16 protein-coding genes and 1 pseudogene are annotated in these 18,467 nt (G+C 58.2%); 11 read left to right on the top strand and 6 right to left on the bottom strand.

Annotated features, from left to right (window positions below):
* Window positions 1–87 precede the first annotated feature (87 nt).
* From minC to B0G76_RS40755, 5 genes are all read right to left on the bottom strand, one after another.
* Window positions 88–945 carry a septum site-determining protein MinC gene (gene minC, locus B0G76_RS40735; protein WP_120298350.1) on the bottom strand — a complete coding sequence of 286 codons (858 nt, stop codon included), beginning with the start codon at window positions 943–945 and terminating at the stop codon, window positions 88–90.
* Between the two features lie 220 nt (window positions 946–1,165).
* Complete coding sequence (locus B0G76_RS40740) at window positions 1,166–1,699, bottom strand: GNAT family N-acetyltransferase (RefSeq protein ID WP_120298351.1); 534 nt, start codon at window positions 1,697–1,699, stop codon at window positions 1,166–1,168.
* A 197-nt stretch (window positions 1,700–1,896) separates the two neighbouring features.
* Window positions 1,897–2,682 carry a type I methionyl aminopeptidase gene (gene map / locus B0G76_RS40745; protein WP_120298352.1) on the bottom strand — a complete coding sequence of 262 codons (786 nt, stop codon included), beginning with the start codon at window positions 2,680–2,682 and terminating at the stop codon, window positions 1,897–1,899.
* 372 nt (window positions 2,683–3,054) lie between these two features.
* Complete coding sequence (locus B0G76_RS40750; protein ID WP_120298353.1) at window positions 3,055–4,212, bottom strand: transporter substrate-binding domain-containing protein; 1,158 nt, start codon at window positions 4,210–4,212, stop codon at window positions 3,055–3,057.
* Window positions 4,213–4,266: 54 nt separating this feature from the next.
* On the bottom strand, window positions 4,267–5,025 hold the full coding sequence (locus B0G76_RS40755; protein ID WP_120298354.1) for a hypothetical protein: 759 nt from the start codon (window positions 5,023–5,025) through the stop codon (window positions 4,267–4,269).
* Between the two features lie 825 nt (window positions 5,026–5,850).
* On the opposite strand from B0G76_RS40755, the gene pstS reads away from it, so the two are divergent.
* The 5 genes from pstS to B0G76_RS40780 all read left to right on the top strand — a co-directional run bounded on the left by pstS (window position 5,851) and on the right by B0G76_RS40780 (window position 11,999).
* Window positions 5,851–6,879, top strand: a complete 1,029-nt coding sequence (gene pstS / locus B0G76_RS40760; protein ID WP_183082331.1) for a phosphate ABC transporter substrate-binding protein PstS — start codon at window positions 5,851–5,853, stop codon at window positions 6,877–6,879.
* Between the two features lie 367 nt (window positions 6,880–7,246).
* Entirely contained in the window at window positions 7,247–8,422 is a 1,176-nt protein-coding gene (locus B0G76_RS40765) for a site-specific integrase (RefSeq protein WP_120298356.1), read from the top strand.
* Window positions 8,423–8,837: 415 nt separating this feature from the next.
* A complete protein-coding gene (locus B0G76_RS44460; protein ID WP_259460982.1) occupies window positions 8,838–9,215 on the top strand; it encodes an AlpA family transcriptional regulator in 378 nt (125 codons plus the stop codon).
* A complete protein-coding gene (locus B0G76_RS40775; protein ID WP_147394160.1) occupies window positions 9,215–10,366 on the top strand; it encodes a hypothetical protein in 1,152 nt (383 codons plus the stop codon). The genes B0G76_RS44460 and B0G76_RS40775 overlap by 1 nt, the downstream gene beginning before the upstream one ends.
* A gap of 727 nt (window positions 10,367–11,093) precedes the next feature.
* Window positions 11,094–11,999, top strand: a complete 906-nt coding sequence (locus B0G76_RS40780) for a hypothetical protein (RefSeq protein WP_183082327.1) — start codon at window positions 11,094–11,096, stop codon at window positions 11,997–11,999.
* A gap of 69 nt (window positions 12,000–12,068) precedes the next feature.
* Here B0G76_RS40780 and B0G76_RS44465 read toward each other — a convergent pair.
* Window positions 12,069–12,260 (bottom strand): annotated as a pseudogene (locus B0G76_RS44465) (hypothetical protein).
* A 429-nt stretch (window positions 12,261–12,689) separates the two neighbouring features.
* Here B0G76_RS44465 and B0G76_RS40790 point away from each other — a divergent pair.
* From B0G76_RS40790 to B0G76_RS40820, 6 genes are all read left to right on the top strand, one after another.
* The gene (locus B0G76_RS40790) at window positions 12,690–12,998 is read left to right on the top strand and encodes a hypothetical protein (protein WP_120298359.1); all 309 of its coding nucleotides are present in this window, start codon (window positions 12,690–12,692) and stop codon (window positions 12,996–12,998) included.
* Window positions 12,999–13,597: 599 nt separating this feature from the next.
* Window positions 13,598–14,425 (top strand): class I SAM-dependent methyltransferase, encoded by an 828-nt coding sequence (locus B0G76_RS40795; RefSeq protein ID WP_120297819.1) that lies wholly within the window; start codon window positions 13,598–13,600, stop codon window positions 14,423–14,425.
* A 536-nt stretch (window positions 14,426–14,961) separates the two neighbouring features.
* Window positions 14,962–15,306 (top strand): hypothetical protein, encoded by a 345-nt coding sequence (locus B0G76_RS40805; RefSeq protein WP_183082295.1) that lies wholly within the window; start codon window positions 14,962–14,964, stop codon window positions 15,304–15,306.
* Window positions 15,307–15,800: 494 nt separating this feature from the next.
* A complete protein-coding gene (locus B0G76_RS40810) occupies window positions 15,801–16,535 on the top strand; it encodes a hypothetical protein (protein ID WP_120298360.1) in 735 nt (244 codons plus the stop codon).
* 961 nt (window positions 16,536–17,496) lie between these two features.
* The gene (locus B0G76_RS40815; RefSeq protein ID WP_120298361.1) at window positions 17,497–17,805 is read left to right on the top strand and encodes a hypothetical protein; all 309 of its coding nucleotides are present in this window, start codon (window positions 17,497–17,499) and stop codon (window positions 17,803–17,805) included.
* Between the two features lies 1 nt (window position 17,806).
* Complete coding sequence (locus B0G76_RS40820) at window positions 17,807–18,445, top strand: hypothetical protein (protein WP_120298362.1); 639 nt, start codon at window positions 17,807–17,809, stop codon at window positions 18,443–18,445.
* The last annotated feature ends 22 nt before the right edge of the window (window positions 18,446–18,467 follow it).

Below are 18,467 nucleotides of genomic sequence, written 5' to 3' on the forward strand. Positions count from 1 at the left end.
GTCAAATTCGTCAATTTATGTGCGGTCCTATTTGCCGTGGAACGCCGCGTGCCGTGACTGTTCAGGCCAGCGCGCGCATCACGTCGATCAAGTGAGCCGCAGCGGTTCGATCATCAACTTTTCTTCTTCGAGCCAGATCTGTACCGGCTTGCCGAGCACGTCGGCCGGCAGCGGGTTCTCGGTCGTACGATAGATGCCCGCGATCGAGATCAGTTCCGGTTCGAGACACGTGCAGAAAATGCGCGCGTCGTGATTGCCCTGCACGCCGGCCAAGGCCCGGCCGCGCAACGGCGCGTAAATATGGATGTTGCCTTCCGCGATGACTTCCGCGCCGTAGCTCACCAGACCGAGCACGACCAGATCGCCCTTCGCGTAAATGCGCTGACCCGAGCGCAACGGCTTGTCGATCACCGTGGTTTGCGATGAGGTGGCAAGACGCACGGGCTCGGCGGCGGGCACCGGCTCGACCGCGGCGGCCGTGGCCGGGGTGCCAGCCTCAGCGGGCATAACGGGCGTGAGGGCCGCGGCTTCGAACAGATCGGCTGGGGGCGTGGCCGTCGCGGCGGTGACAACCGGCGCCGTAGCGGCGGCATGCGCGCCCTCTTCGTCTGACTTCGCGGCGACGCCGCGGCGGTCGCGCGCTTCGAGCAGCGGCAGCGCGGATTCGCCCGCCCACGCCTGCTGCGGGTTGGCGACGACGCCGACTGGACGCATGCGCACGCTGTCGAGCAGTTGCACGATGTCGGCAAGCGGCACGCGTTCGTTCTCCGCGAGACGGCGGACGTCGATCGCGACAACATCGTTAGCGAAAAATTCGGGGGTCGCCTCGAAGCGCCGGGTCAGTTCGGCACGCATCGCATCGAGGTCAGTTGTCTTGACCACAAACAGGAGCGTGTCGACAGAGCCGCTGCGGAGTTCGAAAAAGGGCGATTTCTTGGGCGACATAGCGTTCGGCAAAAAATTTTGCGTATTTTACAGGCGTCCAGGCAGGGAGCGAGTTTTTTTGCCGAGAGAACACGCCTCTGCGGCCACAATGCCCTGGACATGGCCACGCCTCGGCCGTTCAGGCCGCGCTTATGCCATTGATTTGGCCGCTGATTCGGCCATGAACGCTGTAGGGACGCGGATGGGATTTGAGCGGCAAGCCGACGCGCCGCTCGCGAGATCACTGCTGAAACACCTGCGATGTGGTCGGCACGTGGCGCACCAGCAGGCTTTCGGCCTGCTCGGACGCACGCGCGACGCGCCGATGCTCGCCGGTCGGACCAAAGCCAAGCGCCTCGTAAAAGCGCATGGCATTGCGGTTGGCGTCGGCGACCCACGCGTAGATTTCCATGGCGCCTTCGCCGGCGAGCCAGGTGCTGGCGGTGTCGACCAGCAACTCGCCGCCTCGCAGATGACGCACGGCCGGCGCCACCCACAACTCGCAAACGAACGCGCGGCGTGCCGCGGTGTCGTCGAAATGCGCTTCGATCAACCCTGCGGGATGGCCCTCGGTATAGAGGATGAAACTGGTGGCGATAAACGAATCAGCGTGTTCGGCAGCGGTTGCGTCGAACGTGGCGGCATCCGCCGACAACGCGTCCTCTAGCGTTTCGCCGAAGGCATAGGGCGCCTCCCGCAGCGACGCAGTACGGAGTTCGCGGAAAACAGCGCCCTGATCAGCGGCGATACGGCGAACGGTCAATGACGGACTCATGCAGACGAAAACCCCTTGAAACCCTAAGGCATAGCTTTAACCGAACCGGCGCGCGAGTCAAATCCTTATTTACCTGATCGGACGGCAACGCCCGTCCAAGGTGCGCTCGCCGCGCACCCAAGGCGCAGCAACTGCCCAGCAATTCATACTGCCCGCCGCCTTGACAGCCGGTTCATCAGGCGCCCAGGCCACTGCGTTCAAGGTGCTTCGTAATCGCCGGTGCCGTCCGGCCACGGTGTCAGCAGCTCATAGCCCTCTTCGGTCACGGCGACCATGTGCTCCCATTGCGCCGACAGCGAACGGTCTTTGGTGACGACCGTCCAGCCGTCACGCTGCACCGCGGTGCCGGCGCGGCCCGCGTTGATCATGGGTTCGATCGTGAAGACCATGCCCGGTTTCAGACGCACACCCTGCCCCGGCTGACCGTAGTGCAGCACTTGCGGATCTTCGTGGTAGACACGGCCGATGCCGTGGCCGCAGTAGTCGCGCACAATCGAAAAGCCGTCGCGCTGCGCGACCTTCTGGATCGCGTGGCCGACATCGCCCAGCGTAGCGCCAGGCTTCACTTCACGAATGCCGGCAAGCATCGCTTCATAGGTCGTGTCGATCAGCTGGCGCGCCACCGTGCTCGGCTGGCCGACGCAATACATGCGGCTGGTGTCGCCGAAATAGCCGTCTTTGATAATCGCGACGTCGATATTGATGATGTCGCCGTCTTTCAGGATTTCGCTGCGGTTGGGAATGCCGTGGCACACCACCTGGTTGACGGACGTGCAGACGGTCTTCGGAAAGCCCAAATAACCAACATTTGCCGGAATCGACTTTTGCGTATTGACAATGTAGTCGTTGCACAGCGCGTCGAGCTCGTCGGTGGAGACACCGGCCTTGACGTGCTCGCCGATCATCGCCAGCACGTCGGCCGCGAGGCGGCCGGAGATGCGTAATTTGGCGATGTCGTCGGGAGTCTTGTAGGTAATGGCCATGAATTCAGTCGAGGTGGGTCGAGGTGGGTCGATGTGACGATCAGCCAATTGTACAGAGGATCGCCGGACGGCCTCCGCGAGCCGGGCCGGGCCTGCTTGCCGGGGACCGGCATCGACGAATCGCTCGCGTTTGATATTGCGCGCGCAAATGATGTGCAATGCTAAGCGTTTGCCATAGTCGACGGGCATGCGTCCGCTCCGCATCTGCGCGCGGTAGCGCTGAAAGCCGGCTTGATGCCGAACACGCTGAATCGCCCTCGCCGACGAGTCTCGCGGACTGCACGTCGTCGCGTCAGTCGGCGCAGGTGGCCATTGTCCAGGGGGAGTTGTTCATGCCGGGCCGCGAGGGCCCGGCAGAACCACCCTGTCGCGTCAGCGCACCGGAATGATCAGATGCTGGCCGATCAGGATGAGGTTGGGGTTCGGAAGGTTATTGCGCTTCTGCACGTCCACAAATCGCGCCCCGCTGCCCAACTGGCTCGCGGCAATGGCATTGAGCGTGTCGCCGGAGCGGACCACGTAGGTCTTCTCGGCGCCAGTCGCAGCGGTGGTGAGCACCTGGTCGCTGATGAAATATTTACGCAACAGGTCCAGATACGCCGGCGACTGCTTGACCTTCGCGATCGCGGAATTCAGGTAGATCAGGAGCGCGCTGTCTTCCTTGCGTACGCCGATTTTGTACGCGAGGTTGGACCCGTCCAGTTTGGTGACCGCGAACGTCAGGTCAGTGCCCTTGATCTCCGACACGCCAAACGGATAGTCGTAGACGATGGCGTCGACCTGATGCTCGTCGAGGAAGTGCGACATCCACGAGCGCTGCCCCTCGATGCTCGCATCCGATAGTTCGACGATCTTGCTATTCGGAAACGCTTTCTGGACAAACGCCTTCACATCCGGATCGCCCTGCAGCACGCCGACCGTTTTGCCCGCCAGATCGACCGCGGAACGGACCGGCGAACCCTTGGCGACGATCAACGAATAGCCGAAATCCTCGACGTAAGGAATCGAATAGACGACGCCGCTCGGGGTGTTGTCAGGGAACGTCAGGCCGTCCATCGCGACGTCGACGACCGTGTTGCCCTGCTTGTCGGTTTTCGTCAGCTGATCGGGGACCGCGGGATACGTGTCCACGCCGTGATGCGTGTCGACCGCGATGGTCGGATGGTCGCCCGAGGTGAACTCTTTCTGCGCGAACAGCAGGTTCGCGAAGTCGACGTTGAAGCCTTGTGGCTTGCCGTTGTCTTCCGAGTAAAACGGCCGCGACGGATTTTCGACGCTGACGCGCACCACGCCGTTGCCCAATATCGACTTCAGCGTGTCCTTGTTGGGCACGAAGCCGTCCGGGTTGCTCGGAGCGGGCGTTTTGACGTCGGCGCTGCTGGGGTTGCCGGTGTCCACGCCATTCACCGCGACGGTGTCTTTGTCGGCGCTCTGGCCGGTGTTAAGAGGATTTTTCAGGCCACCCTCGTGGATATACCAACCGGCAGCCAGCAAGATCAGGAAAAGAACCGAACCCAGGATTTTCTTCATTGTTTTTTTGATCGAGTGTTGAGCGAGTTGAGTAGTCGGGCAGCGCGCGCCTGATTATTTGGGTGCCGCCGGCGAGCCGAGTTGCTGATTGGGCGGGTTGATAACGCCCATTTCGGTCGCGGCCTTGGCTTGCTGCACTTCCGCACTTTCCATCAGCGACGTTTCCATTTCGGAAAATGCCTTGTTGACTGAGTTCATCACGGAGTCGAGCGCGGCGTCGGTTTTGATTTGCGCGAAGGTGTCGCTGGATTGCATGCCGGCGATCTTGTTCATGCGTTGCGCGGATTGCGACATATCCCACAGTGCTTTGGCGCGATCGATCGCGTCGGAGAATCGCTTGAGTTCGTCCTGCACCTGCTTATAGCGCCCCTCGCGAAACGCGAGCAGTTTTTTCATCGTCGCGAGTTGCGTCTCGAAACGATCCGCGTCTTCGGGATACTGCTTTTTGAACTGCGCGGTTTTGTCTTCGAAGTTTTTTACTTCGGTGCGGAAGTCGGTGATGCTCTTCTTGAACCGTTCGGCGCCTTCCTGCTTTTCGGCCAGTTCGTTGTAGAGCGTCTCGATCGGGTTCGACTTCGCTTCGTTCACGAACATCTTGACCTTCTGATTCGCGAACTTCATGGCGAGAACGGGACCGAAATTGATCGCCGCGAGCCCGATCACCGCAGCGATGATCAGGCCGACCAGGCCTTTGACCAGCAGGATGGCGAGCGGCGCACCGATGGCGATGCACAACCCGATAATCGACCACTTGATGACTTTGTATTTGGTGGTGCTTTTGGTCGTGTCAACGACCGAATTGCCGACTGGCATGTGAATCCCCTTTTGAAGCCTGTTTTACAAAACCGGTTTTTCAAACTATTCGGGACATCGTTGTGGCTGCGCGTTTGGCGCCTGTATTTTTCGACCTGACGCGAAAACGCTGTATGACTTTACAGGCACTAGGGCGGCTCGGGAAGTGCCAGTTATTTCCCTGCATCGTTCAGAGGATCATGAATTCGAATCGATCGAATGATCAGTGGCAGTGCATGTCGGATTCAGCCCGAGCTTTCCTGACAAAAGTTAATCAATATATTTTCTAATTGCTTTCAATTCGCACATTCGCCGCGAGTGATTTTGTCCACGCGAACGAGAAAATCCATGCCGATTATTTAAACGGCATAAGTTCAGGTAATCCCTAAGCCGGGCGCGATCGTCTATGCGGTGGAAACGGTGCCTTTCTTTTGCGCCAGACGCTTACCGAAGCCGAAGCCTGTGCGCGAGCTGGCGACGCACGTGAAATCAACCCGCTGTCCGCTCTCCTATGTGGCTATCGTCGGCGGTGGCGATGTTCGCATGCCACTGCGACCTCAGGAGACACCTGAACGGCGGCTCGATTCAGGTAAGCGTCCCGTCGCAAACATCAGACTCATTGAATCGTCATGGCGCGCCCCGCGATAGGCCGATTCAATTGGTATCCGGACTGCAATCATCCTGTAATTGAAGCTACGCGCAGACGTTCCTGAGGCGCATGCGCGTGCGGGGACAATTAAAAAAATATCTGCCGACGCAGTCGCCCTCTACGAAGGAATTCGTCACCTGGCGACTCTCGTTCAGCGATGTCCCACAATAATTCAAAGTGAGATATTCGTGAGACCAATGCCAACCTTGATTGCCGGTCTGACTGGCGCGCTTTTCGCCGTCGCGGCCCTCGCCACCGACATTACCGGTGCCGGCAGCACGCTCGCTGCTCCCCTCTACACCAGATGGGCCACCGACTATCAAAAGTCTGGCGGAGGCAAGGTGAGCTATCACGGCGTTGGCTCGTCGGACGGTATCAAACAACTCATGGCCAATGAGGTCGACTTCGCAGGATCGGACGCGCCGCTCACGGACGCAGATCTGACGAAGAATGGGCTACGGCAGTTCCCGACGGTGATCAGCGGTGTGGTGCCGGTCGTCAACCTGCCGGGTATCAAGCCCGGAGAGTTGACGCTGTCCGGCACGGTGCTCGGCAACATCTTCCTTGGCAAGATCCACTTCTGGGACGACCCCGCGATTGCTCAGCTGAATCCGAAAATCAAAATGCCTGACACCCCCATTGCCGTCATACGCCGTCAGGATGGGTCCGGCACAAGTCTCATCTGGACGCACTACCTCGCGCAGGTCAGTCCCGAGTGGAAGCAAAAGGTCGGTGAGGGCACGAGTGTGCACTGGCCGCTTGGCATTGGCGGCAAGGGGAATGAGGGCGTAGCCACTTTCGTCGGGTATCTCCCCGGCGCAATAGGCTATGTTGCGTGGGACTTCACCAAGCAGAACCACATGACGTACACGGCACTGAAAAATGCATCGGGTGCCAGCGTCGAGCCTAGCGTGCAGGCTTTCAACGCGGCGGCCGCCGGCGCCGATTGGTCCAGGTCACTCTCCCAGATCCTGACCAATCAACCAGGCAACGATGCGTGGCCTGTGATGGGCGCCACCTACGTGCTGCTGCGCACGTCGGAGGACAAACCGGATCACAGCGAAGAAACGCTGAAGTTCTTCGACTGGGCATTCAGCAATGCGACACAGACGGCGAAAGATCTCGACTACATCCCACTGCCCGCCCCGGTTGTCACGGAAATCCGCTCGCAATGGCGTGTCAACTCAGGGGGCAATGCGGCGCACAAACCGATTGCCGGGCAATGATTTGATGGCGTTCATTTGCAGGTGTTCGAGCGTTGCGCTGTAGCCGCGCAGCCCACACGCGATACGACATTAGCTTGCCAACGTGGAGGTGGACATCAACAGACGTCCAGAAGCAAAAACCCCGCAGAACTTTCGTTTTGCGGGGTTTTTAAATTTGGCGGAAAGGGTGTCCGTCTACATTGAATGCGCCCGCACTCACCAAAATCCACTAGAGTCCGTGCAAACCCTTTCCCACTCTGGGATCAGTCTTGGCGCTCGTTCATTAACGTTCACTCGAATACCAATGAATACGCTTATAATCGGGCTTTCATTTGATAGTCAATTTGATAGTCATCCCATGCCAAGAGCCATTAACAAACTGAGCCAGATGAAGATTACCAAGACCACGACGCCGGGTTTGTACGGCGACGGCGGTGGTCTTTACCTTCAGATTACCGCCGCTGGTGTCAAGTCGTGGCTCTTCCGCTACATGCGTGCAGGCAAAGCTCGTGGCATGGGCCTTGGCCCCTTGCATACCATCGGTCTGGCCGAAGCCCGGGCTCGCGCCCTCGACTGTCGACGCCTCCTGCTGGACGGCATAGACCCAATTGATTCACGCAATGCCGAGCGCGCCTCCCAGCCGGTCGCGCAGGCCGACGAGGTGACATTCAAGCAATGTGCGGAGAAATACATCGAAGCACACCGGGCGGGGTGGAAAAATGCAAAGCATGCCGACCAATGGACGAACACGCTGACCACTTACGCCGACCCCGTTTTTAACTCGCAACCCGTCTCCGCCATTGACACCACGCTGGTCATGAAGGTGCTGGAGCCGATCTGGGCGACAAAGACTGAAACGGCGTCGCGGCTGCGCGGCCGCATCGAGTCTGTGCTCGATTGGGCAACTGTGCGCGGCTATCGCACCGGAGAAAATCCGGCACGGCTCAAGGGCCATCTCGATACACTGCTCCCGAAACGCTCCCGCGTCCAGAAGGTTGTGCATCACCCAGCACTGCCATACGCCCATGTCGCAGCGTTCGTGAAAACATTGCATTCGCAGGAAGGCGTCGCAGCATGTGCGCTTGAATTTCTCATCCTGACCGCCACGCGAACGAATGAAGTGATCGGTGCAACATGGGCAGAGTTCGATCTGGACGAAGGGGTTTGGACCATTCCTGTTGAACGCATGAAGATGCGCAAGGAGCATAGGGTGCCGCTGTCTGCCCGAGCAATAGCAATCGTGAAGGCGCAGGAAGACGTGAAGCGAGGAGACTATGTCTTCCCGGGTGCTCGTGACAAAAAACCTCTATCCAACATGGCGATGCTGCAACTGCTGGAGCGTATGAAGCGTGCCGACATAACAGTTCACGGCTTTCGCTCGACGTTTCGCGACTGGGCGGGCGAAACAACGCACTACCCTCGCGAGGTTTGCGAAGCCGCGCTGGCTCACGGTATCAAAGACAAAGCAGAAGCGGCCTACGCACGAGGCGATCTGTTCGCCAAGCGCGCGGCGCTGATGGAAGACTGGGCGGCATTCGCGGAGGCCACTTGTGCGAAATCCTGACGCGCGTAGCTCCTCTCTACGTGAACGCAGGCAGAGCGTCGCCAGCGCTGGGGCGGCAGACGTCCGGCAAGCAATATGTACGGCAGCGTACACTTGAGTACAAAAAAACCTTCTTGAACGTTGACAACACATCATCGTTTTGGCAACCTGCTTTCCCGCCTGCAGCGCACTCGGCAATAGAGCCCGAATTCGCCAACACCCCTCGTCACGGGTATAAAACGGACCGTCGGATCGATTAGGCAACGATTCGAAGCCCATTTGGGCCTTCACCCAGGCATAACGAGCCGTTGAAAATCGTTCGTGGCGCTGTCAGACAGACGCGCCCGCGATGCGTTCGTGCGAAGTAATGCGCGACGCCGGTGAAGGTCCTGCGTCTGTCGTCGCGCCGATTCCAGCCATGAATACGGTGAGACAAATGAAATTCAACGAGTCCATTAATCAACCGATGCAACCGGCCGCGGCGCCGCTGCATGAAGAGGCGCTGCCGCCCGTTCTCCCGAACCGTGCAGCACGACGTGCCAAGTCGGCCAGTCATCCAGAAGTGGCCGACTTCGCGATGCCTTCCCTACCGGCATCACTTCAAGCACGCGTGGTCAACAGCGATGGCGTGCGCGTTATCGATCGCGTTCTGCGCCTGCCAGAAGTTCTCGCGATGATTGGCATCGGACGGACGACACTCTTGGGCATGGTAAAAACTGGCGAATTTCCAGCTCCGTTACGGCTCTCTGCCCGTATACGAGCCTGGCGGCAGTCCTCCGTGGAGGCCTTCCTTGCGTCGAAGGAGGCCGAATAATGACGCAGTCACTGAACCCGTTGCCGACTCCTGCCCGCACGCCAGTCGGCACAAACACATCTTCAGCGGACAATGCGAGCGCACCCGGCGTTGCTAAAGTAGCTTCGTCGCCGGTGCTGTTCGCGATGAAGGTTTTTCTCGAGAGCGAGCAACCGGAAAAAGGCGTCGTACTCGTGACGAACAGCGACCCGACCGACTCGGCCGTTGCGATGGCTGCCGTCGCGCACGGCATTGTGTGTGACGATGCGATTGCCAATCAGCAGATACGCCACATTTCGAATATCACTTTTCTGCATCCATCCGGCCGCCGTGCCCTAGTGCCGGTGAAGGCGTTTGCATCCAGTGCTGTAAAGGCAAAGCTGCGCGAAGTGCCGGTCAGTCATTGCACCAACCTCAACCCGTTGGTGCCCGAAGGTGTGCACATTGTGCTGAATCAGTTGAAACCGGGCGAGTGCATTTTCGTCCAGATCGACTACCAGACCGTGGTCCGCGATGTGGCGATCGCCGCACTGGCCGAACTGAACGTCAAGATCAAAGAACTTGGCGCGGTACTCGTCATCTTCGTTTTACACAGCAAAAAACAGGACGTTAGCTGGTTGCAGGGTCATTGCGGAATGTTCGTGGAAGTCGGCAAGTGCGAGCCGGGACCGGGCGCGCAGGCGGCAGTCGCTCTAACGAATGTTTCGCTGTCGAGTTGGCATTCGCATGGAATCGGTCGTGTGATGGTCGAAGCATTTCTCGAACCGGACAACACGTGGTCCTATCGTTCGGAACCGTTCATCGCGGGGCGCGCGATCATCCGTCTGGCGTGGTGTCTTTGCCGCAAGGGTGTGAAGTTGGAGCAGATCGCAAAAGTCATCGGCATCGATAAGTCGAACATCTCGCGTGGTCTTGCGCTGCTATTGATCCCGCCGAACAATACGGTGGGCCTTGTTTCGCCGAAGGGCTGCCGCAAACGCTGGATAAGCCGCTACCCGGAAGCAGAAAACGTGTGGCCGGTCAACAAGCCCGACCAGCGAGCAGGTACCAACGCCACAGATGAAGTGACCAAGGTATCGACCCCGTCCAAGACCGACAACACGGGCCATGTTGTCAATGGGGCGTCGGCGATTGGCCGCGTGCATCCGGCGCCTCCGAACGACAAGTCGTAGTCGTGGTCTTGCGGTCGTTGCGCGAAATTCCAGCCCCTCCGGATTCAGCGCAACGACCACAACCGGATACTGACAGCGGCCTCGACCACTAACCTACTCTCCTCTACGTATCGTTTCGGCAACGCCCATCCTAGCGAAGAAAGTCGACCAGACGCAAAGCGTGTCCAACGAACTGAATTCGCTGAAATACCCTTTAAAACAGAGGTTCGAAGCAAATCACATTGATCGCAATGGAAGTGGGGGCTAGCGGAGAAAGTCGACCAGAAACTGCATCCTTTTTCGTTGGAACGATGCCTCACTTTCGTCAACATCCCTGTTTTTAAGGGGGATTCGTTGTCTTAGCACTAGAGAATCACGCGGCTGTAATAACAAATCCACTACATATAGGAATACATCCAGTCCTACATGACATGGGTGGAAAGTTGTAAATGAAGTGACTGGCCGGATTCCGCCACGTCTCGGTTCCGTGCGACTCCTTAACCTTATCTAACCAAGTATGCCTAATTTAAAATTCCATGAAGTTATCGGCACCTCGCCGCTAAAACACATAGACGAGATTGGCGTCGACAAGTCGAAACTCGGCATCCGGTCGGAGCACGTTGACGCTTCTTTTGCAGCGCTGCTGCAGGAGAAGTTCGATTTGCTCAGGAACAGGCCGGGCACTCGTTCGCTCACGTCGCAACGTGAGGCGTTCAAGCAACGTCTGCACGTACCGGTCGGCGAGGAGTTGGTTCTGATTGAGTGCCAGCCGAACACCGCGACGTATCCGTGGGCGGCGACCATCGAGTTCAATCCGAATCCGTATTTGCGCAAGGGCGAGAAGGCCATTGCCCAGCTCAGAAGCTTTTTCCGCTTCCTCTTCGGCTACGACGCGCAGCGTATCCTGTCGCATGCCTTCATATCGGTGCTGCACGTGAATATCGACTACAACATCAACCCGCTCGAAGGGACGCTGGTCAGCGCAAAGGGAAAGCGCAGCGGCGCGAAGGTGATGTACGACTTCGACGGTCACGGTATCCTCGGATCACTGTATGTCGGTGTGCTCAATTCTGATCGTCGGCTTGCCATCTATGACAAGGCAGCCGAAGTCCTGCACCGCAAACTGGGGCCGGACGCCAACAAGATACTCGCGGCGCTCGCGTCGGATGACAAGTGGGATATCGAGGTGAGCAAGCTGAAGGAAAAGTTGGAGACCCCGGCCCGCTGGCGTCTGGAGGTGCGTTGCAAGCGCAAGCCGGAGGACGCCGTTCCTGTTTCGCTAATCAGTGAGTTCGCATCGTGCTTTGACGGTATCCGCTTCCTCCATCTGCCGACTGACGTCCATCCCTTTAACACGTCGCTGGGTCGCCTGTTCATCACAAGCGCGCGTCAGAACGGTATTCCCCTAGCGCTGCGGGCACTCGACGAGAATGAGCGTCGCCAGTTCAACCGCAAGCTCAGCCAACTGCAGGACGTGGACTGGTTCAATGCTGAATTGTTGCGCGACGCTATCGTGCAGGTCATTAACAGACTCTCGCCACTGTTCGCACCACCGCAGGGTCGGTTGCAAGTGACACGCACCGGCGAGGATGGATCGGCACGGGGAAAGCAGTCGGTTCGCGACGAGCAGCGCCGGTTGCGACCGCAGCTATAGGAAGACCATCGTCTTATATCTTGTGTCAGCGGCGTTCACAGGCGTGGCTGACCGAACGACAAGCGGTATCTACAGAATGCGCAGATTGCGGATACGTCCGATCTGCGGCGAGCGCTGCCGGATAAGATCGGTGAGGAATTCGGGCAGTAGAGCACGCGGTATGGTCGCGGGCACGTCCGTGACCAGCTACGACGGCACATGGACGATGAAATCGTTCGGCGCGCTCGCGAGGCTGTGCTCGTAGGAAACGTTATAGTCCAAGATGGCCCTGAATCCAGTCTGGCTGCAGTGTGACCGGGCTTGCACAATCGTTGCCCAGAAGCTGCCTCCATTATTACATTGCCGGGAGATTGCCGACGACTGACTATTCTGGAGAAGCCTCGGTAAAATGGCGCGCATTGAACAGGGGGCACAGTGCGGAAACTCATTTCGTTGATCTTGCTGGTTGCGTCGGCAACGGCATTTTTCCCAACTACTGCAGAAGCGCATTCGCGTGTCATCTGCAAGCGCGTCTGGCATCGGGGACATCTGGTTCGCCGCTGCCGGTCGGTGCCGCCGCCGCACCATCGTCGACCACCGGCTCACCATGCAACATATGTTTGAGATGGTTCGAGTGGCGATGCATCGAATCTAGCGGCGTCTCCTGTCGCCTGAGTTTGGCTTGCTATCGAACGCGATTATCCAACTCCCATGATCGTCAACTTCCACACGGACCCGGTCGAACTCGACTTGGTCTGCACCGATCTCACGAACGACGGCGTTGTCGTAATCGAAACGACACGTCCGAATTTCAAAAACATTGCTTCGGCGGTCATGCAACGCATGACGGAATGTGTCCTTCCTTTATCAGTCGAAGGCATGGACCGCGACTGGCATCACTACCTGATCAATAACGACGTCGAGAGCTTTGAATCGTTGATAACAAGCGGGCGCGTCGCACAGGCTGTCGTGAAATGGCAAGCCGCCGCTTCGCCAATGCCCTACAGCACAAGAGTCTGACGCCGCGACGCGCTGTGCCGCAATTTGGGGATGGACACCGACTCGAAGTCGGTGGACGCAGGCGTCGCAGCCGAGGATGACAAGAGCGCCATTACCTGGGCTGTCTGAATGAATCTCGCGTCGGCCGGGGAAGTCACACTTTACTAGCACGGACGTTCGCAAGCGATTCATCGCGAGAGCGTCGGCCGGTGCAACTCGACATGCAGGGGGAGCGCAAAGCAGCCACTACACTGATGAAACGGCTCCCGACTGTGGCGAATCCACCTGACGCTGAGACAGCACCGAAATCTTTGCGGCACGAGGTCCGCATTGTCTTGCGCCCCAAAGGCGCTCAGGGTAACAAAGACAGCGAAGAGGGTTCGCTGCCTCGGGAGCGTAATATTGCACCTTGCCGCTGCAGCCGCAATCCGTTGCACTTTGTCGACAACCATTCCGCCGCTACGCTCGATTCGATGCGGCTGACGTCGGACCAGGTTCGGCCAATTTCGGCCAGGAAGAGACAGTCGACATCGTGGCCTAGCTCGTTGACAATCGCCGTGGATTGAACGATCCAGAGTCCAAACGCACAACCAAGAATTGAACAATCGGGCAACGCAAGAATGACATCCCAAGCAGAAGTCTATTTGCAAGATTTTCACCGGCGTCGGGCAGGAGCAACGCGCCGGGCCTTTGGCAATCTTCCTGCGCGGTCGACGCATGCAGAATACCCGTCTTCCTATCATGCGCTGGCAAAACGGGTGCCGAATGATGGTATGTCGCGCACCGAGCTCGATCTGGCATGTGGTGATGGGCCACTGCTGCAAATTCTGAACGATCGGCGCAACGCAGGAACGAAGTTGATCGGCCTCGACATGAGCGAGGGCGAGCTGAGCGCTGCTCGGGCGGTGCTGCCGCCGGACGTTCGATTGATCAATGAGCGCGCGCAAGAGTTGTCGCTCGATACCGACTCGGTCGACTATGTTCTGTCGCACATGGCTTTGATGTTGATGGACGACATAGAGCAAGTCATTCGTGAAATTCGTCGGGTATTGCGTGAAGGCGGTAGTTTCTCAGCTGTCGTCGGGCGTGCCTTTCTGACCGAGGAAGTCGGGGAGGTCTTTTTAGACGTATTCAAGCCAATTGCGAAGGCGAACCTGACGCACCTACCGCTCGGTGACGCGCGCACACGCAGCGAAACCGGTTGGAGCGAACTACTCCAGCATTGTTTCGTTAATGTAGCCTTCGAAAACATCGAAATTGACTGGACGCCTACGCCTGAGCAGTTATGGTTGGACATGTTGGACACTTACGATGCAGACAGGATGTCGGAAGCAACGCGCGCACAGTTCAAGGGCGAACTATTGTCGGCGTTCGCGCCCATGCAGCGCGAAGACGGAACGCTAAAGACGGGATGGGGGCTGCGTCTTGTCCAGGCCAGTGCTGCCTAACGGCCAGGTTCGGCCGTTCGACATCGACGTATGAACCGTCGACAATTCGGTTCGTCGCCTATATCGACATTAGCCTGGCCATCCAGTCAATGACGGGTACGAATCCAGGAGGAGTCTTCTGTGGCATGCGCTCGATGCGAGGACCTATGCGTTCGATATGCGATCAGGCATCCGCGCGAGCTACGTAAAGCGATACAGATTGCAGCGGAGAACGTCGCGGATAGAACAGTTGTAGAAGTAATTCCCGACAGCCCTTGCGTCTCCGTCTCATTCGACAAACTCGCGGCGGGTGCCGCATGGGACGACTACGTCGAGTACCATTTTCGCTGCCTGCATTGCAATGAAGCTTTCTGGTTGCACGCGGAAACGTATCACGGCAGCGGTGGCTACTGGGAACCGAAAGACGAAGCGTCGATACGTGACAACATCACCAACTAGTCGCGAACGATCACTGGGAGACAATCGACAGCGGTGGCGAGATCGTTACAATCGACCTTCCACAGACCCGGTACTTGGCACGGACACGGACGCTTGCGATGACTGAAAAATATCGACTCAGACTCATGTTCGAGTGGGGCGGTGGTTGTATTTGGGTGGGAGACGACGCTACTCGCAGCGCATACGGGGTGGGTCCGATTGAGGACTCGCTGCCGCTGGCTGACGAGACGCGCAGAAAGCTTGCGGAAATGACTGCGTGGCATGACCTATCGCTCAACTGGGAATACCCTCCAGACCCCGGACCGTGGGACGCGTACGAGTACGAGCGCTTTGACGCGACCGCGGCCGCGATGCGTGATCATCTTCAACAGGAACTGGGGGACTGCTTCGCTATCGTCTACGAGAGATTGGGGGTTCATGAGGGACGCTCCAAGGATCGGTAGCCTGGGAGCAGGCTGGACCGGAAGCTCGCCTTTCCGCGAATGACCGCTTCAGAGAAGGGCGGCTGTCCCTTTTGGGTCGGTTTGGTGCGTTGGCCGTCGGGCTCTGTGCGGCCGGGATCGGCCGTTCGACATTGCCGGCCGGATCGTCGACAATTCGGGGGGCGGGAGCGGGTGACGCTATCTCGTGTCTCGGAAACAGGCCGATGACAGAGGTTCGCGTTGACGGGCGAGGAACATGCGGCCAAATTGCGCGCCACGATTCGTAGAAGCTTGCGCGGGAACAAGCTGATCGACCCTGCGCAAGGAAAAAAACTTTCACAACATTTGTGTACAACGGGGTCAAGGATGAACTGGTTACCGGCACTCATGACAAGTGACGTCGTCGACGAAACCTATGGCGGGGTCAAGCACCCAATTTGCTGCGAACTTAGCCGTATCCGCATCGTCGCCCTACGGAAGATTTGGAACCCGACGTGCCGCTTAGGAGCAGCAGCATGACGTTCCGATCTCTGGTGGACGCGCTGCTCGGACGCAAGCGGCAGGAACCATCAACCCGCTCGGTTCAACACGTCGCAGTCACCCCAAGGCTAAGCCAGCAGTTTGAACTTCCGGCACAATGGGCCTTGCAGCAGGAAGATGAGCACATCGCCGTTTTCCGCAACGCGGTGGGCGATGTGCTGACGATCAACTTCTTTATGGCCGTGCCCGACATCGGGGCTCCAATCGACGACGTTGATGCGCTGCGTGCGTTTTACCGTCACACAACCGAGGCTGCCGGTCTCGCCTTGGTTGAGACGGAGCTGGCACAACTAACCACATTGAGCGCCGTGCGCACCCTGTTCAAGGCGCGAATGGACCCGATACATGGTTTCGCCTTTGTCGGCTCCTACACTCTGCCCTTTGCCGACCGCTCTTACGTTATCAAGGTACAAAGCGTCGAGCAGGGCGTCACCGGTATGCGCGAAGCTGCCATTATGGTTCTGATGGGGCCACCAGAGATCGACGAAATAACAGGTGAGTTAATCGGATGGACTCAGGACCCATACGACCCAGGCTATCGTGCTGAGTTCATGCGCAACCAGGCCGATGAGCAGAAGTTTGACGCCCAGTTTCCCGACCATCCTCTGAGCAAAGTTCGGCGCTATCTGGCGGAGCTTGAATCTGGCGTACGTGTCGATCCTGCCATTCGTGGACTTCAACCATTCTCCTATCCAGCACAAGAGCATTGAAGGGACGACACGTCCGCACCGAGTAAGTATGGGGGCAGCTGCAAGTATGTCCGCGATGTCCGCAGATCGACCCAGTATTGGTATATCGAGCAGGCAAAACGGCCGGCTATTCATGCGAAGCATTGGAATTCCTCGTCCTCAGATTGTCCGCTAACGGGAAAGCCAGGTGACCCTTCCGGGTCGATCACGGGCCTTCAAGAAATACCGGTTCGCAGATTCTCGTAGCAGAAACTGTGAAGCATGTCCTTGCACTTTGTCCGGAAGCATATCCTTGCACTCGCGGCAAAAAGATGCTCCCTGTTTCAACACACCACAAATATTACAAAGTCCATTCAATTTCGCATGCGAAATTCGGTTCGTTGCCGGGGTTCGGGCGTTTCGGACCGCCCCACGGCCCCGTCCGCCCCTTCCGAGCGGCTCCAGGGGGCCATTCCGGCCCGATTTACCCTGTTTTGTGCGCCGAAGGAGCGACTGATCCGCCGTCCGGATGCCGTGAAAGCCGGATAGATTGTTATTTTTGTAAGAAATACGCGACCAACCCTCCCAATTTATGGGTGGTGCGGAGCTTCCGAAATGGGATATTTGTGCTAGGATCACCAAAATTCTGCGATTTTTGGCGTATTTTTTACGAAAAATTGCGATTTTTTGCTGATGAAGTAAGTGCCTGCTCGACGGTCGCCCACCACGCAGACAACGCAGAAATTCACGCCTCGCCGCACGGATTTCCAGCTGTTTTGGCTTCACCGTCAGGCATGACCTCGGAGCGACATCTGTCCTTTCCCGGATGTGCCTGATCGCCATGCTGTCGCGGTCGACAAAGCGACGTTCCGCATCGTCTCGCTGCACCCAGTTTCGCCACCTCGCGCATCCGTTTGATTCCCCTGTTTTTCGCCGGGCTAACGCCTGTCCATCCGAGTCCATCCGGAAGCACTCGCTCGCCTGCACTTTTCGGAGACCGACCATGAATTTAGAAGCCTCGCAGGGTGTCCTGTCACACCCGTTATTTCCTCTCGGCCGCCTCCTGGCGACTCCCGGCGCGATTGATCTGCTCGACCGGACCGGCACGAACGCGACCAGCCTGCTGCATCGTCATCAGTGCGGCGATTTCGGAGACCTCTGTGCATCCGATGTTCAGGCCAATCGAGACGCCATTCTGATCGGCGCGCGCATCCTGTCGTGCTACGAAATTGACACACGACGGGCGCCGGTCTGGATAATCACAGAATCGGGCCGTCGCGTAACAACGATTCTTTTGCCGAGTGAATATTAGGATGCCTAATGTTTTCACGCAAAAACTACTGTCGAAGGACCCGAATATTTACTGCTCGCAAGGCGAAATTTCGGGCGGCTGTGCCACCCATGCAGCAGCGGCGGCGCTGAGCGTCCTGGGCATCATCGGCAAGCCCAGCCGGATATCGAACCCGCGATGCGAGACGAACGCGCGGCAGTTCTGGCTGAAGCTGAAAGACGTCTATACGGATGGCATTGGCCTGCAGGAACTTGGGCAACGGCTTGAGGAACTGGATTTCGGGCTGACTTTTGCCCACGTGGCCGGTCCTCACTACCGCGTGCTCGACTTCACCCGGACCGCCTTGCAGAAGGGACGACCGGTGATTCTAAGCTTTGCTCCGCTTAGTTGTCCCCGACAGCAACATGCCGTACTTGCGACAGGAACAGAAGGAACGATGATGGCGCGCCGCTTCGTACCCTCGGCGATCCTCATCACGGACTCTTCGCAGTCTCACCCAGGAATTGCGCCGCATAACGCCCGTCTCGAATTTTCGCCGTATGCCAAACGAGAGCGCAGCGGCCAGTACGTCACCACATGGGAACGCTACCGGATCACGCTGGCCGCCGCCATATCCTTACGGCTTGCGGGATCAACACGACGGGACTGGAAGCCGCCGTGACGGTGCAGTGACAACTCTGGCG

It is taken from the genome of Paraburkholderia sp. BL23I1N1, from assembly GCF_003610295.1.
Lineage (GTDB): Bacteria > Pseudomonadota > Gammaproteobacteria > Burkholderiales > Burkholderiaceae > Paraburkholderia.